Annotated in this window: 14 protein-coding genes; 9 read left to right on the top strand and 5 right to left on the bottom strand. The window is 63.6% G+C overall.

Annotated features, from left to right (window positions below; all coding sequences use genetic code 11):
• From FJ954_RS15420 to FJ954_RS15400, 5 genes are all read left to right on the top strand, one after another.
• Positions 1-906: a sugar phosphate isomerase/epimerase gene (locus FJ954_RS15420; protein WP_210241804.1), complete on the top strand. Its 906-nt coding sequence runs from the start codon at positions 1-3 to the stop codon at positions 904-906.
• A 97-nt stretch (positions 907-1003) separates the two neighbouring features.
• Positions 1004-2017 (top strand): substrate-binding domain-containing protein, encoded by a 1014-nt coding sequence (locus FJ954_RS15415; RefSeq protein WP_140661870.1) that lies wholly within the window; start codon positions 1004-1006, stop codon positions 2015-2017.
• Positions 2018-2102: 85 nt separating this feature from the next.
• A complete protein-coding gene (locus FJ954_RS15410) occupies positions 2103-2900 on the top strand; it encodes an ATP-binding cassette domain-containing protein (RefSeq protein WP_015318378.1) in 798 nt (265 codons plus the stop codon).
• On the top strand, positions 2897-3949 hold the full coding sequence (locus FJ954_RS15405; RefSeq protein WP_140661869.1) for an ABC transporter permease: 1053 nt from the start codon (positions 2897-2899) through the stop codon (positions 3947-3949). The genes FJ954_RS15410 and FJ954_RS15405 overlap by 4 nt, the downstream gene beginning before the upstream one ends.
• 170 nt (positions 3950-4119) lie before the next feature.
• Positions 4120-4953, top strand: coding sequence for an AraC family transcriptional regulator (locus FJ954_RS15400; RefSeq protein ID WP_140661868.1), 834 nt, complete (start codon positions 4120-4122; stop codon positions 4951-4953).
• A 7-nt stretch (positions 4954-4960) separates the two neighbouring features.
• Here the strand turns inward: FJ954_RS15400 and FJ954_RS15395 are convergent, their stop codons facing one another.
• The 4 genes from FJ954_RS15395 to FJ954_RS15380 all read right to left on the bottom strand — a co-directional run bounded on the left by FJ954_RS15395 (position 4961) and on the right by FJ954_RS15380 (position 9623).
• The gene (locus FJ954_RS15395; protein WP_140661867.1) at positions 4961-5911 is read right to left on the bottom strand and encodes a helix-turn-helix domain-containing GNAT family N-acetyltransferase; all 951 of its coding nucleotides are present in this window, start codon (positions 5909-5911) and stop codon (positions 4961-4963) included.
• A gap of 75 nt (positions 5912-5986) precedes the next feature.
• The gene (locus tag FJ954_RS15390; protein ID WP_140661866.1) at positions 5987-7132 is read right to left on the bottom strand and encodes an alanine racemase; all 1146 of its coding nucleotides are present in this window, start codon (positions 7130-7132) and stop codon (positions 5987-5989) included.
• On the bottom strand, positions 7129-8430 hold the full coding sequence (locus FJ954_RS15385; protein WP_140662072.1) for a D-arabinono-1,4-lactone oxidase: 1302 nt from the start codon (positions 8428-8430) through the stop codon (positions 7129-7131). Before FJ954_RS15385 ends, FJ954_RS15390 begins: the two co-directional genes overlap by 4 nt.
• A 5-nt stretch (positions 8431-8435) precedes the next feature.
• Positions 8436-9623 (bottom strand): MFS transporter, encoded by a 1188-nt coding sequence (locus FJ954_RS15380; protein WP_140661865.1) that lies wholly within the window; start codon positions 9621-9623, stop codon positions 8436-8438.
• Between the two features lie 124 nt (positions 9624-9747).
• Here FJ954_RS15380 and FJ954_RS15375 point away from each other — a divergent pair, with 124 nt between their 5' ends.
• A complete protein-coding gene (locus FJ954_RS15375) occupies positions 9748-10374 on the top strand; it encodes a TetR family transcriptional regulator (protein ID WP_140617152.1) in 627 nt (208 codons plus the stop codon).
• Between the two features lie 18 nt (positions 10375-10392).
• On the opposite strand, the gene FJ954_RS15370 is transcribed toward FJ954_RS15375, so the two are convergent.
• On the bottom strand, positions 10393-11160 hold the full coding sequence (locus tag FJ954_RS15370) for a hypothetical protein (RefSeq protein WP_246681074.1): 768 nt from the start codon (positions 11158-11160) through the stop codon (positions 10393-10395).
• Between FJ954_RS15370 and FJ954_RS15365 the strand changes: the two genes are divergently transcribed.
• From FJ954_RS15365 to groL, 3 genes are all read left to right on the top strand, one after another.
• On the top strand, positions 11119-12129 hold the full coding sequence (locus FJ954_RS15365; RefSeq protein WP_246681073.1) for a class I SAM-dependent methyltransferase: 1011 nt from the start codon (positions 11119-11121) through the stop codon (positions 12127-12129). The two genes, FJ954_RS15370 and FJ954_RS15365, sit on opposite strands and share 42 nt — an antisense overlap.
• Positions 12130-12293: 164 nt before the next feature.
• Complete coding sequence (groES, locus tag FJ954_RS15360; protein WP_006203049.1) at positions 12294-12590, top strand: co-chaperone GroES; 297 nt, start codon at positions 12294-12296, stop codon at positions 12588-12590.
• Between the two features lie 65 nt (positions 12591-12655).
• Positions 12656-14311, top strand: a complete 1656-nt coding sequence (groL, locus tag FJ954_RS15355; protein ID WP_015318388.1) for a chaperonin GroEL — start codon at positions 12656-12658, stop codon at positions 14309-14311.
• The last annotated feature ends 136 nt before the right edge of the window (positions 14312-14447 follow it).

Below are 14447 nucleotides of genomic sequence, written 5' to 3'. Positions count from 1 at the left end.
ATGCCGAACCCGCTTCTCGACATCAGGATCGGCACCATGGTGCGGGCCAATCTCGAAGACCCGGCCGCCTATATCAGGCAAATCCTGCCGCTCGGCTTCGAGAGCATCCAGCCCTTTTTCTGGCAGACGCTCGGCGGCAAGGATCTGCCGCGGCTCGCCGGAGAGATTGAAGAGGCGATCGGCGATGCCGACGTCACCGTCAGTTCGATCGGCGTGTTCGGCAATCCGCTCGAGAGCGGCGACACCGACCGCGGCGTGCTCGAGGCCTGGAAAACGGTGATCGACAACGCCCATCTGTTCGGCACCATGCTGGTCAGCGGTTTTACCGGCCGCATCCGCGGGAAACCGCTGACCGACAGCCTGCCGCGCTATCGCGAAGTCTGGGGCGAACTGGCCAGACGCGCCGCCGACAAGGGCGTGCGCATCGCCTTCGAGAATTGCGCCATGGACGGCAATTGGGCCGGCGGAGACTGGAACATCGCCCACAATCCGGATGCCTGGGAGCTGATGTTCAACGAATTGCCCAACGACAATCTCGGTCTCGAATGGGAGCCCTGCCACCAGCTCGTCTACCTGATCGATCCGATGCCGCAGATCCGCAAATGGGCGCATCGCATCTTTCATGTCCACGGCAAGGACGCCACGGTGCGCTGGGACGTCATCCGCGAGCACGGCGTGTTCGGCCGCCTGCCCTTCGTGCAGATGCGCACGCCCGGCTTCGGCGACAGCGACTGGACCCGGGTGATCAGTGAACTGAGGCTGGCCGGGTACAAGGGCGCCATCGACATCGAAGGCTGGCACGACCCGGTCTATCGCGGCGACCTCGAGATCACGGGGCAGGCACGCGCCCTGGAGTATCTCAAACTATGCCGGGGAGGTGCGAGCTACCTGCCAAATCCGGCGTGAGGATCGGTCGGCGGGAGGAGCCGGCCGCAAGTGGCATTGCCAAAGCAATCGTTCAAAGGCCCCTCGGCTGACGAGGAAAACAATGGGAGGAACGTGCATGAGCATCGCGATCAGGACGACACTTCTGCGCACGGCCGTCGTGGCGGCGGCCACGGCGCTTACCGCCACAATCTTCACCTTGCCGGCGCAGGCGCTCGACGCCCAATGGTGCAAGGACGTCCACATCCGCTTCTTCGTCGGCGGCGCCGAGGGCGACGCCTTCGGCACCATCGTCTACAATGGCGCCAAGCAGGCGGCGGCAGATCTCGGACCCAAGGTCGACTACATCTTCTCCCAGTGGGACGCGGAGAAGATGGTGCAGCAATTGCGCGAAGCGGTCGCGGTCAAGCCCCAGGGCATCGCCATGATGGGCCATCCGGGCGACGCCGCGATCATGCCGCTCGCCGACGAGGCCCATAAGGAGGGCATCAAGATGATGTACCAGAACGTCCCGGTGCCGAAGGTGACGGCGGCGTTCGGTGGCGGCTATATCGGCGCGCAGCAGGAACAGCAGGGCCGCGCACTTGGCGCCGAAGCGTTCAAGCTCGGTAAGCTGAAGGCCGGCGACAAGGCGATCATGATCGGCCCGTTCGAGAACGAGAGCCGCGGCGCACGCGAGCGCGGCACGGTGGCGGCCTTGAAGGAGGCGGGCGTCGAAGTCATCCAGCTGTCGTCGCCGCCGAGCGGCGAATGGGCTTCCGACCCCAATCTGGCGATACCGGTGCTTACGGCAGCGCTGCTCAACAATCCTGATGTCAAGGCCGTCGGCTATCCCGGCGGACAGATGCTCGGCAATGTCGCCACCTACATGCAGGCAGCTGGCAGAAAGCCTGGCGACATCTTCAACTTCGGCTTCGACACCAGCCCGCAGATCGTCGAGGGCTTCAAGGGCGGCTGGGTGCAACTGACGGCCGACCAGCAGCCATTCCTGCAGGGCTATCTGCCGATCCTCAGCCTGTGCCAGCAGGTGGTGCTGGGTCTGGCGCCGATGAACGTCGACACCGGCGCCGGTTTCGTCACGCCCGAAAATTACGAGATCGTCGCAGAACTCGCCAAGCAGGCGCTGCGCTGACCTCCCAAGCCGCCGGCCGGGATCAGGCCCCGGCCGGCGGGCCGCTGGCGAGAAGGCTGGCGCCAGACAATCAAGCGAGGATGCTATGGCCGAACGTCTCATAGAGCTGCGCGATATCGCTAAGTCCTACGGCCATGTCTACGCACTTGGCGGGGTCAATCTCAGCGTCGATCGCGGCGAGGTGGTCGGCCTCATCGGCGACAACGGCGCCGGCAAGTCGACGCTGATCAAGATCCTCTCCGGTGTGGTCAAGCCGACCAGCGGCGAGATCCTCATCCGCGGCAAGCCGGTGACCGGATGGAATGCGGCACGTTCGCGCGAGGCCGGCATCGAAACGGTGTTCCAGGACCGGGCGTTGGCCGTGCAGCAGACGATCGTCCGCAACATCTTCATGGGCCGCGAACTCACCGGCCCTTTCGGCTGGCTGAAGGTCGGCAAGGAAATCGAGGAGGCGAGCCGGCTGATGCGCGAGATCGGCTTCACCTCGAAAGTGTTCACGCCGCATTCGATCGTCGGCCAGCTTTCGGGCGGTGAACGCCAGGGCGTGGCGATCGCGCGCGCCATCTACAAGCAGGCCGAACTGATCGTCCTCGACGAGCCGACGACGGCGCTGTCTCTGACCGAGACCGCCAAGGTCTTCCATTTCGTGCGCCAGGTGCGGGCGAGCGGCCGCTCGATCCTTTTCATCGGCCATAACATCCATCATGTCTTCGACATCGCCGATCGCTTCGTGGTGCTGGATCGCGGGAAGGTCGCGCTCACCGCCGATCGCAGCGAGGTCAAGTCGGCCGAAGACCTCATCAACTTCATGGAAGACGTCGCGCATCCGGGCGGGTTGGCCGGGCTGCACGACACCGGCGACGCGGAGCAGAGAGCACGATGAGCAAGACCATGGAGCCCGATCTGCACGAGCCGTCGGCCGGCATTTCCCGCCAAGGCAGTTCCCAGAACGAGTGGAAGCACCCGTCCGATCACTGGATGCGCGGCTTCATCCTTGACAACCGCGCGTCGCTTGGCACGCTCGGCGTGTTCGTCGTCATGATGGCGGTCTTCATGATCGCCAACCCGACGGTCTTCACAACCTGGTATCTCTACAGCGCCGTGCTCACCACGCTTCCCGTGGCGCTGTTCGTGGTCGTGCCGCTGGTCTTCGTCGTCACCTGCGGCGAGATCGACCTGTCGTTTCCCGCGACGATGGGTTTTGCCTCCTGGGTCTTCGCGCTGGTGGTGCAGGCGGGCTACGATCCGTTCCTCGGCATTGCGGCGGCACTGGTCACCGGCACGCTGCTCGGCTTCCTCGTCGGGTCGCTGGTGGTCTATGGCGGGCTGTCGTCGCTGATCGCCACGCTCGGCATGAATTTCCTGCTGCGCGGCCTGATTCAGATCATCAATGAGGGCAGATCGACTTCGCTGACCAGCCTTGCCGACAGTTGGGCCTACAGGATCTTCTCCAGCCAGGTCCTTGGAATTCCGGTGCAGATCTTCTGGGCCATCGCCTTCGTCGTCCTTTCGGCGATGCTCTACAACCGCCACCGCTTCGGCGCGCAGGTGAAGGTGGTCGGTGATAACCCCGACAGTGCCCAGCAGATGGGCATCGACGTCAAGCGCGTGCGGGTGAAAGTGTTCGTCTTCGTCGGCATCGGGGCCGCGATCGCCGGCACGTTCTCGGTGATGATCAACTTCACCTGGTGGCCAACCGCCGGCGACGGCTATCTCTTGCCGGTGCTGGCCTCGGTGTTCGTCGGCGGCACGCCGACCTGGGGTGGCATCGGCACCGTGGCCGGCGGCGCGATCGGCGCCGTCACCGTGTCGTTTATCCAAACCGGCGTCGTGGCGGCTGGGCTCAGCGGCTTCTACGTCCAGTTCTTCAATGGGCTGATCATCATCCTTTCGCTGCTTGGCCACAAATGGAACCAGGCGCGTTACCGCTGAACCAGTCGGCCGTTCAACGGCGATTTGCCGGTCATCCGAGCCCACGATAGACGACGGGCCGCGCGGACGACACCGCGCGGGCCCGATCGCCTATTTGCGCGATGCGCAATTTCGATCAAGCTGGCCGGGCAACGAGGCGCCAGAGTGAGGACGCCACATGCGAGGAACACATGAACCCGACCGAGAAGGCGCTATGGTTTGTCGAAAGCCACCTGCCGGAGGCTGTTACGCTCGACGACGTTGCCCAAAGCAGCGGCGTGTCGCGCTTTCATGTGACGCGCGCCTTCGGCGCCGCCACCGGCCGCTCCGTCATGGGTTATATGCGCTCGCGCCGGCTGACCGAGGCGGCACGGAGGCTCGCCGGCGGGGCGCCCGACATCCTGTGCGTCGCGCTCGACGCCGGCTACAACTCGCATGAGGCATTCACCCGGGCCTTCCGCGACCAGTTCGGCACCACGCCGGAGCTGGTGCGCGCGCAAGGTTCGACTGAGACCCTCGACCTCGTGGAGCCCATCCTGATGGACAATTCGCTTTTGACCACACTTGAACCACCGCGCTTCGAGACCAGCCGGCCATTCCTCATCGCCGGACTGGGCGAGCGCTACAGTTGTGAGTCCAGCGCCGGCATTCCAATGCAATGGCAGCGCTTCGCTCCCCATATCGGCCACATCCCCGGGCAAGTGGCCGGCGTTTTCTACGGCGTCTGCCTCAATGGCGACGATGCCGGCAATTTCGATTATGTCGTCGGCGTCGAGGTGCGCGACTTCGCCGATCTGCCGAAGGAGTTCCAACGGGTGCGGGTGCCGGCGCAGAGATACGCCGTTTTCACGCATCGCGAACACATCTCGACCATCCGGCGAACGATCAATACGATCTGGAACAGCTGGCTGCCGGCATCCGGCCATGAGGTTGCCGATGCGCCGGAATTCGAGCGCTACGGGCCTGAATTCGACGCCCACACCGGCAATGGCGGGCTGGAGATCTGGGTGCCGGTCAAGGCATGACGCGCCGCTACAGCTCCAGTTCCCAGTTCTGGCCGATCAGATCCTTGCCGAAGGAATGGTGAGGCTCTTCCTCGGTCAGCCTGAAACCGGCCGTCTGGTAGATGTGCCGGGCGGCGGTGAGAATGTCGTTGGTCCATAGGGTCAGCGTCCTGTACCCTCTGGCGCGGGCAAAGCCGATGCATTCCTCGACCAGGCGCTTGCCGATGCCGAGACCCCGCGCTGAAGGTTCGACATAGAGCAGCCTGAGCTTGGCCACCTGATCCGACTTGCGCACGACGAAGACCGAGCCGACGACCTCGCCTGCCCGCTCGGCGATCCAGCCGCGCTCCCATTTCGAATCGTAGGATTTTACGAACGCCGCGAGGATTTCGGCGACCAGCGCCTCATAGGTTTCGTCCCAGCCATAATCCTGCGCGTAGAGCATGCCTTGCCGGCGGATGATCCAGCCGATGTCGCCGACCTGCAGCGGCCGCAGCAGATAAGGGATTTTGGGCTCGGCATCGTCATCCAGCAGACGCTGCACCGCGCGCATGGACTTGACCAGCCGGTCCTGCTCCGACGCAGGCAGACGATCGAGCAGCGCCGCGACCTGATCGTGCGAACCCTGGTTCAGCGGCGCGAAGGCGTTCTTGCCCGCCGGCGTCAGCGCGATCGACGATTGCCGAGCGTCCGAAGCCAGCGTGGCCCTGGAGATGAGGTGAAGGCGCTCGAACTTCTTCAGCAAACGGCTGACATAGCCGGCGTCGAGACCGAGATCGCGCCCGAGATCGGTCGCGGTCAGTCCGTCACGATGCGCCAGTTCGTAGAGCACGCGTGCCTCGGTCAGCGAGAAGGCGCTCTTCAGCAGCCCTTCATCGAGCAGTCCGATCTGGCGGGTGTAGAAGCGGTTGAACGCCCGCACCGCATCGATCAGGCCCTTGTTGGGCGCAGCCTTGTCTGGCTGCTGGTGGATTGTCATTCGAGTCATCTCCTGCTGGCACAGGATCGATCATTTACTTGACGGAGTCAACTATAGGGAAGGCGCCCGAGATGCTTACATCATCAGCAACACCGGCCAGCGGTCGACGATCCTGCCACCGGAAAGCACCGCGATCGATCCGAACTGCTGCAGCACGGCCTCGCTCTGCGTGGGCCGCAGGAACGCATAGTCGCCGGGCCTGACGACGGCCTGGGCGAGCAGACCCATGAATTGCTGGTTGGAAGACAGGCCAAGCAGGCCGTTTGTCGTCATGCCGTCGGGAAACACCGGTTCGGCCATCCACTTGCCGCCATAGAGATAGCAGCCCTTGCGCGGAAACCGGCCCAGCGCCTGCAGCAAACGCGAGACCGCCGGCGGGCCAGGCAGCATCGGCTCGACCACTTTCAGGATTGGCGTTGCGATGAAGGCCGCCGGCTGGAAGCCATCAAGGCCGGGCGTGTCGAAATCGACGGGCAGCACGAAGGCCGAGCCCATCGAAACTTCATTGGCAATGCCGCCATGATGAAGCAGCGCGGTCTTGCTGCCGCCAATGTTCAGGATATGGCGCTGGTCGGCGCCGAGGCGCGCGACGAAAGCGGCGGCCTGTTCGGAGGCTTGCGCCAACGCCTTGGCCGGTCCACCGAACAGGCCTGGTATGTGCGGCGCATGCGCTTCATAGGCCATGACACCTTCGCAGCGCAGCCCTTTGTGGGTGGGCAGCGCATTCAGCGCCCGCGACAGGGCCGCCGGTTCGGCAAAGCCGCCGCGATGCAGTCCGACATCGATTTCGAAAGCGATGCGCAATTCGGCGCCGAGTTCGTCGGCGAGCGCGCCATATTCCGCCAGTCTCTCCTGTGTATCGATCAGCCAGCAGACCCGCGACCAAGCCACGTCGCCTCTGCAAAGCACCGCCCTGGCCGCGCCAACCGGCATCGGTTTGCCGTACAGCAGATCCGCATCCGGGAACGCCTTAAGCACCGCCTCGGTGATCGGCGGATGGAAGGTCATGAGGCGGTGGGTTCCAAGCGCCTTGCCGATATGGGAGAGCAGCGGCAGGCAAGCGAGCGACTTGTCGACCAAACGGACGGCAAGACTGGGGTCAAGCCGCTTCTTCACCAGGGCAATGTTGCCATCCAGCCGATCGAGGTCGAGCAGCAGGCAGGGTTGGAAAATGTCCGCCTCTCTCAGCGCATCCGAAAGCGTGGCGAAATACGCCTTCATGGCTGGATGCCGAAAGAACTGGGTTCGATGCCGAACAGGTCGGCCATATAGGGCGAGACGAAGCGGTTTTGCGGATCGATGTCGCGGCGCACCGCCATCGCATCGTCCCAGCGCGGATAGAGCTTTTTCAGGTCGGCCGCTTTCAGGCTGTGCATCTTGCCCCAGTGCGGCCTGCCGCCATATCCGCGGAAGATCGGCTCGGCTGCACGCATGAACGGCAACGGATCGTTCGCCGCGTCATGGTGGATGGCGATGGAACAGGTGAGCCTTTTGTGGAAAGGGGAGAGCCAGAATTCATCCGATGCCACCGACCGCACTTCCATCGGGAAATAGACTTCCGGAAAATGCTTCTCGGTCAGTTCGATGATCTCGGCCAGCGCCTTCGGCCCCTCCTCGAACGGAAGGTGATATTCCATTTCGTTGAACCTGGTCTGCCGGTCGCTGGCATAGACGTTGAGCCAGTCCTGCACGTAATCCTCGGCCGGCACCTTGGCGACCGCGCCCAGGATCAGCCTGCGGCGCAGCGAGGGCAGCCAGGCAAGCCCGGTGCGCAGGCGGCGCAGCGTGCGCAGGGAGCCCTCGTCATCGTCGGTCGGGCGCGGGGTGGTCGCCTCGGTGCTGAAGTCGCTGGCGATGAACTGCGCGTAGCCTGAAAATGGGATGTAGTAGAATTCGGCCGACCGGTGCTCGCTCATCATCGTTTCGAAATCGCGCAGCATGTCGGCTATCGGCAGCACCCATTTGCGGCGCCGCAGCCGGTAGGTCGCGATGTTGTTCAACGTCACTTCGCTGAGCACACCGAAGGCGCCAAGCGCAACGCCGATCGCATGGATCGTTTCCTGATCCCCTTCCCGCTTGAAGTCGCGGACCTTGCCAAGCCCGTCGACGATCTGCACCGTTTCCAGCTGTGTGTGATACGCGCCCAGCGTAGGCCCCGAGCCATGGGTGGCCGTGCCCAGCGCGCCGCCAATCGCCTGGCGGTCGATGTCGCCCATATTGGGCAGGCCCTGGCCGATGCCTTGCAGCATGTGCATGAGCGGACCAAGGCGCGTCCCCGCCCGCACGCACGCCTGATGTTTTTTCGCGTCATGCGCGACCAGCCCTTCCAGCTTCTCCAGCGACAGGATGGTGCCTTGGGACTTCACCAATGGCGTGAAGGAGTGACCGGCGCCGACGACGCGGACCGGGCCGGGTGCGGTGCGAATGAGATCGCCGAGTTCGCCGGCATCGGCCGGACTGGCAAGCAGCCGCGGTTCGGCGGTGAGAAAGCCGGACCAGTTGCTCCAGCTGTTCGACATGGTGCTCACGCAATCGCGCGGCGACGCCGCGCCGCCAGGACAAACAGGCCGAGCAACGCCACGCTGGCGACAGCGCTTGCGGCGGCGAACTCGGGAACCGGGCGAAACTCCTTGCCGTCGATGAGCAGCGACGCCGCGACCGGTCCGATCGCCAGGCCGAAAAGCTGGGCGGCCGGCACCAGCAGCACGGCGGTGCGTGTCTCGTCGGCGGTGATCGCCAGCCGGATCTGGTAGGGCACGATGAACAGCAGGATAAAACCCATGACCAGGGCCACGACCCAGAACATCGTGAGGCCGGGCCCGCTGGCAAGCACGAGCGAGGCGACAAGCGCGACGAGGCCGATCCCCGTGACGGCAAGCCGATAGTCGATGCGCGCCTCGAACACGGTCGCCGTCATCGCGCCCAGCACCTGCGCCGCGAGGCTGGCCGAGACGATCAGCCCGACGGTGCGGCCGTCGATGCCGAATTGGGCGCCAAGCGGCTCCAGAAAGGCCCATACGGCGCCGAAGAACATGAAGTAGCAGAAGACCGACAACAGCGCGGTGATCGAGGGAACCGTCAGCACATTGGCGAGGTTTTCGTCCTTCGGCAGATCGGCATAATCGGCAGGGACAGCAAAGGCGACCACCAGCGACGCGACGCAGACGACGGCAAGAACGAGGAAGCCGCCAGCCGACCCGGCGGCTGGAATGACATAGAGCGCCAGCACCAGGGCAAGAGCGCATTGCGCCAGGGTCTGCATGGTGACGAAATAGCCGCCGATGCGTTCGGCGCGCCGCGAACGGGCAATCAGTTCGGTGGCGACCGCGACAAGGCCGCCTTCGGCAAGGCCGGCCAGCGCGCGGGCCGCCATCAGCGTGTGGGCGCCGGCGGCATAGGCGGTCCACACATTGGCCAGCGCCAAGAGCAGCAGGAGGACGGCACTTTTCCAGCGCATGTTGTGGGCGGAAAGCAGCATCGCGACGATCGCCGAACCAATCGCGATGGCGATCATCTCGGCGGTGGCGACCAACGCCAGTTCGTCGCCGCTGACATGGCCCTCGGTATAGAGGGCGCCGAGCAGGACGGGCTGCAGACCGAGAATGAGCAGGCCGACCGACCCGATCCACAGGGCCGAGGCGAGCTGCCCGCCGCTGGGATTGCCGACCAGCCAGTCGCCTTCGCCCTGAAGATCAGCGCTTGTCGAAGCCATAGGCGCCTCCCAACGTCCTTGCCGCACGGCAAAAAAGCTGACAGTCTGTCAGCATTCCAGAAACTGATACTTGATCATATTTCTTGTCAACCGGAATTTGGGAACTCGTGCGAAAGATCGGTGCATGACGCAAGCCAGTCGAACGATCACCGAGCCCAGGCGCAGGCCCAAGCAGGAGCGCAGCCGCGAGCGCATCGACGCCATTCTGTCGACCACCATGCGGCTGATCGGCGAGAAAGGCATCGACGCCGTCACCATGAAGGAGGTCGGCATGCTGGCGGGCGGGCCGATCGCCACCGTCTACCACTACTTCCCCAACAAGTCGGCGATCCTGGCGATGCTCTATGAGCGGTTCTCGGAGGTCAGCCGTGCCAGGTTGGCGGCGATCGTCGCCGATGTCCGCGAAGCCAAGGACGTCATCGTCGCGTCCGATCGGCTGCTTGACGACTACCTCAGCCGGGTCGCCGGCGATCCGGCCATCCAGGATCTGCAGAACGCCATCCAGGCCGACAAGGCGCTGAAGAATCTCGACATCGCCGAAACCCGGCATCAGGCCAAGATGTTCTGCGACCACGTCATCGCCTTGCTCGAGCCGGAAAAGCACGAGCAGTTCGAACGCATGGTTCTGCTGATCTTCCAGCTCGCCGGCGGCGTTGTGCGCCTGGCGCTTGCGCAAGGCGAAGTGGAAAGCCGCCGGACCATCGAGGATTACCGATCGATCATCCACACCCAGTTGCGGCTGTTTCTTTAGCGACCGGCAACCGGGGACCTATCTCGCCCGGCGGATGAGGCCTTCGAAACCATCGGCCAGGTCGGAAGCGCCCGCCGCGAACATCTTCACCAGGTTCTGCGGGCGGCCGGGCGTCTTGTTGGCATCGAGGAGAACAGCCCTGCCCTCATGCATGACGAAATCGAATTTCCCATAGTCGAAGCCGAGTTCACGCCGCCGTTCGCGCAGTTCGTCGGGAACAGCGGCGGGCTCGCGCCGGATCGTTTCCGATGCCTTGACCAGGCTGTTTGGCGAGACGTAGCGGGTGCAGCGCTCGCGCTCTCCGCAAAACACCCAGAAGCGCACCGCAAAGCCGTCAGGTTCTTTTTCCGGGATGAACTTTTCCACGACCAGATCATCGCGATCGAGGACGCCATCGGGAACGTCGTCCCGGGATTGGTAGACCTCGTAGGACGGCATGGCTGGCACGTGCGCAAAGGGTGCCGGTTGGCCGGCACGCCTCGACCGCCGATTGAGCCGTGTCTCCGGAATGCCCTGGTTGTTGAGATTGCTTTTGACGATGACCGGGCCCAGCCAGCCGTCGCCCTCGGCCAGAAGCGCTCCGCTTACCCGCCGTTTCGATATGTCGGCGGCCCCGACATTGAGGCATAAGGGAAAACTCCGCGCATATTCGAGATAATCCGCCGGTGTCGTTGTCGCATCGACGTGCAGAACCGCGACATCGGCGCTGGATTGTCTGGAGAGGCCAGGCTGAATTCGGACCGAATGGCCCCGCCTCTTCAGGTCCTCGAGAATATCGAAAAGCATGTAACGGCTATTCCGGCGCAGCAGAAGGCCGCGGCGACCCAGGAACCGGTCATGCTCATGCGTTATGACAATGATGCGCGCCACCAGCTAACCCCTTGGCTTCCATCCCCACTTCCATTAAGCGGCTCTAGTCAATCAATGCCAGACTTTCCTGGGCTCCATCGGGTCTGCATGACGAATCATTGGGACAGTTATCATCGGCACTGGAAGCTCCTGGACGCCCCGCTCCGGCCGACGCCGGAAACCGTCGGCCTATTCGAGCGCGAACTCGATCTCGGAAATGCCGATGTCCTTCTGCTTGGGGTGACACCTGAACTGGCGGTTCTAGGCAGATCGATGTTGGCGATCGATCAATCGGCTGCCATGATTTCCGGCGTATGGGCCGGCGACAACATCTCGCGAAGGGCGATGGCCGGCAATTGGCTTGACCTCCCGGTCGAGCGGGAATGTTTCGACGCGGTCATCGGCGACGGCTGCCTGTCGGCGGTCGACACCAAGGCCGCGCGCGGTTCGCTGTTCGGTGAAATCGCAAGGGTGCTAAAGCCTGGCCGGCATGCGGCGATCCGCGTGTTCGCTCGGCCGGAAACCGCGGATGACCTGCGCGGCATCGAAGCTCTGGTCCTGGCCGGCGGAATCGAGAATTTCCACGCGCTCAAATGGCGGATAGCCATGGCGTGCACGACCGGCGACTGCGACAGCAGCGTCGATGTGCAAGCAATCCGTGCGGCATTCGACAAGCTGTTTCCGGATCGGGAGGCCCTTGCCGCATGCACCGGATGGAGTATGGCATCCATCAACACGATCGACGTCTATGCGGGCTCCGAAACGAGGTACAGCTTCGCGACGCTGGCCATGCTGGTGGATGAGGCGCGCGGCTGGTTCGACCAGGTGCGCGTCGTGCCAAGCGGCAGTTATCCCCTGGCGGAACGTTGTCCGCTCCTGGTACTCGGTTCGGCCAAGCTTCGATAAGTCATCGCCATCGTACGAAGAGGCGCTCCGCGCGCCTTGACTCTGGCAGGTCGGCGGCCTATTTCAGCGCCACGTTAGCACTCGCCTTTGGTGAGTGCTAACTATGTGTCCGGCGCCGCCGGACGGAGGAACTGTTTCTCACCGTTCTCATCGAGGAAGAAAAAATGGCAAAGTCGAAGTTCCGCCCGCTTCATGACCGCGTGGTCGTTCGCCGGGTCGAATCCGAATCCAAGACCGCCGGCGGGATCATCATCCCGGATACGGCGAAGGAAAAGCCGCAGGAAGGCGAGATCATCGCCGTCGGCTCCGGCGCTCGTGACGAAGCTGGCAAGCTGGTCCCGCTGGACGTCAAGGCCGGCGACCGCATCCTGTTCGGCAAGTGGTCGGGCACCGAAGTCAAGCTCAATGGCGAAGACCTTCTGATCATGAAGGAATCCGACATCATGGGCATCATCGGCTGATTATCGGCCTCACCCTCAACTTGAATTTTTCGGGCTCTATCCGAGCCCCTGCCAGGAGCTAAAACATGGCTGCCAAAGACGTAAAATTCTCTCGCGATGCCCGTGAGCGCATGCTGCGCGGCGTCAACATCCTCGCCGACGCGGTGAAGGTCACGCTCGGTCCCAAGGGCCGCAACGTCGTCATCGACAAGTCGTTCGGCGCCCCGCGCATCACCAAGGACGGCGTCACCGTCGCCAAGGAAATCGAGCTTGAAGATAAGTTCGAGAACATGGGCGCGCAGATGGTCCGCGAAGTTGCTTCGAAGACCAACGACATCGCCGGCGACGGCACCACGACCGCGACCGTTTTGGCGCAGTCGATCGTCCAGGAAGGCCACAAGTCGGTTGCGGCCGGCATGAACCCGATGGACCTGAAGCGCGGCATCGATCTGGCCGTCACCGAAGTGGTCGCTGCTCTCGGCAAGGCCGCCAAGAAGATCAAGACCTCCGAGGAAGTTGCCCAGGTCGGCACGATCTCGGCCAATGGCGACGAGTCGGTCGGCAAGATGATCGCGGAAGCGATGCAGAAGGTTGGCAACGAAGGCGTCATCACGGTTGAGGAAGCCAAGACCGCCGAGACCGAACTCGAAGTCGTCGAAGGCATGCAGTTCGACCGCGGCTATCTCTCGCCCTATTTCGTGACCAACGCCGACAAGATGGTTGCCGAGCTGGAGGACGTCTACATCCTCCTGCACGAGAAGAAGCTCTCCAACCTGCAGGCGATGCTGCCGGTCCTCGAAGCCGTCGTGCAGACCTCGAAGCCGTTGCTCATCATCTCGGAAGACGTCGAAGGCGAGGCGCTCGCAACGCTGGTCGTCAACAAGCTGCGTGGTGGCCTGAAGATCGCCGCCGTCAAGGCGCCGGGCTTCGGTGATCGCCGCAAGGCCATGCTGGAAGACATCGCCATCCTGACCGGTGGCCAGGTCATTTCGGAAGACCTCGGCATCAAGCTCGAGAATGTCGGCCTCAACATGCTCGGCCGCGCCAAGAAGGTGTCGATCTCCAAGGAGAACACCACCATCGTCGACGGCGCCGGCAAGAAAGCCGAGATCCAGGGTCGCGTCGCCCAGATCAAGCAGCAGATCGAGGAGACCACCTCGGACTACGACAAGGAGAAGCTGCAGGAACGTCTGGCGAAGCTCGCCGGCGGCGTTGCGGTGATCCGCGTCGGCGGTGCGACGGAAGTCGAAGTCAAGGAAAAGAAGGACCGCGTCGATGACGCCCTCAACGCGACCCGCGCGGCCGTGGAAGAAGGCATCGTTGCTGGCGGTGGCGTTGCCCTGCTGCGCGCTTCGGCCAACATCAAGGTGACCGGCGTCAACGCCGACCAGGCCGCCGGCATCAACATCGTTCGTCGTGCGCTGCAGGCTCCGGCCCGCCAGATCGCGGCCAACGCTGGTGCGGAAGCCTCGATCGTTGCCGGCAAGATCCTTGAGAACAAGGGCGCGACCTTCGGCTACAACGCCCAGACCGGCGAATATGGCGACATGATCGTCATGGGTATCGTCGATCCGGTCAAGGTCGTGCGCACGGCCCTCCAGGACGCGGCCTCGGTCGCCGGCCTGCTCGTCACCACCGAAGCCATGATCGCCGAAGCTCCGAAGAAGGATTCGGCTGGCGGCGGCATGCCTGGCGGCATGGGCGGCGGCGGCATGGGCGGCATGGGCGGCATGGACTTCTAAGAAGTCCATAAAGCACGCCCATGAATCCAAGTTGCTCAAGCCCGCAAGCGGGCTTGAGTGGCGGCATGGACTTCTAAGAAGTCCATAAAGCACGCCCATGAATCCAAGTTGCTCAAGCCCGCAAGCGGGCTTGAGT

The sequence above is a fragment of the Mesorhizobium sp. B2-3-15 genome, assembly GCF_006442875.1.
GTDB lineage: Bacteria > Pseudomonadota > Alphaproteobacteria > Rhizobiales > Rhizobiaceae > Mesorhizobium > Mesorhizobium australicum.
Note: the sequence above shows the minus strand (reverse complement) of the source record. Positions and strands in the feature narration are given on the sequence as shown.

What these genes read in the sequence shown, in the direction of transcription:
- FJ954_RS15420 (WP_210241804.1), top strand. Translation starts at nt 1, where the DNA reads ATGCCGAACCCGCTTCTCGACATCAGGATCGGCACCATGGTGCGGGCC.
- FJ954_RS15415 (WP_140661870.1), top strand. Translation starts at nt 1,004, where the DNA reads ATGAGCATCGCGATCAGGACGACACTTCTGCGCACGGCCGTCGTGGCG.
- FJ954_RS15410 (WP_015318378.1), top strand. Translation starts at nt 2,103, where the DNA reads ATGGCCGAACGTCTCATAGAGCTGCGCGATATCGCTAAGTCCTACGGC.
- FJ954_RS15405 (WP_140661869.1), top strand. Translation starts at nt 2,897, where the DNA reads ATGAGCAAGACCATGGAGCCCGATCTGCACGAGCCGTCGGCCGGCATT.
- FJ954_RS15400 (WP_140661868.1), top strand. Translation starts at nt 4,120, where the DNA reads ATGAACCCGACCGAGAAGGCGCTATGGTTTGTCGAAAGCCACCTGCCG.
- FJ954_RS15395 (WP_140661867.1), bottom strand. Translation starts at nt 5,911, where the DNA reads ATGACAATCCACCAGCAGCCAGACAAGGCTGCGCCCAACAAGGGCCTG.
- FJ954_RS15390 (WP_140661866.1), bottom strand. Translation starts at nt 7,132, where the DNA reads ATGAAGGCGTATTTCGCCACGCTTTCGGATGCGCTGAGAGAGGCGGAC.
- FJ954_RS15385 (WP_140662072.1), bottom strand. Translation starts at nt 8,430, where the DNA reads ATGTCGAACAGCTGGAGCAACTGGTCCGGCTTTCTCACCGCCGAACCG.
- FJ954_RS15380 (WP_140661865.1), bottom strand. Translation starts at nt 9,623, where the DNA reads ATGGCTTCGACAAGCGCTGATCTTCAGGGCGAAGGCGACTGGCTGGTC.
- FJ954_RS15375 (WP_140617152.1), top strand. Translation starts at nt 9,748, where the DNA reads ATGACGCAAGCCAGTCGAACGATCACCGAGCCCAGGCGCAGGCCCAAG.
- FJ954_RS15365 (WP_246681073.1), top strand. Translation starts at nt 11,119, where the DNA reads ATGGCCCCGCCTCTTCAGGTCCTCGAGAATATCGAAAAGCATGTAACG.
- FJ954_RS15370 (WP_246681074.1), bottom strand. Translation starts at nt 11,160, where the DNA reads ATGCTTTTCGATATTCTCGAGGACCTGAAGAGGCGGGGCCATTCGGTC.
- groES (WP_006203049.1), top strand. Translation starts at nt 12,294, where the DNA reads ATGGCAAAGTCGAAGTTCCGCCCGCTTCATGACCGCGTGGTCGTTCGC.
- groL (WP_015318388.1), top strand. Translation starts at nt 12,656, where the DNA reads ATGGCTGCCAAAGACGTAAAATTCTCTCGCGATGCCCGTGAGCGCATG.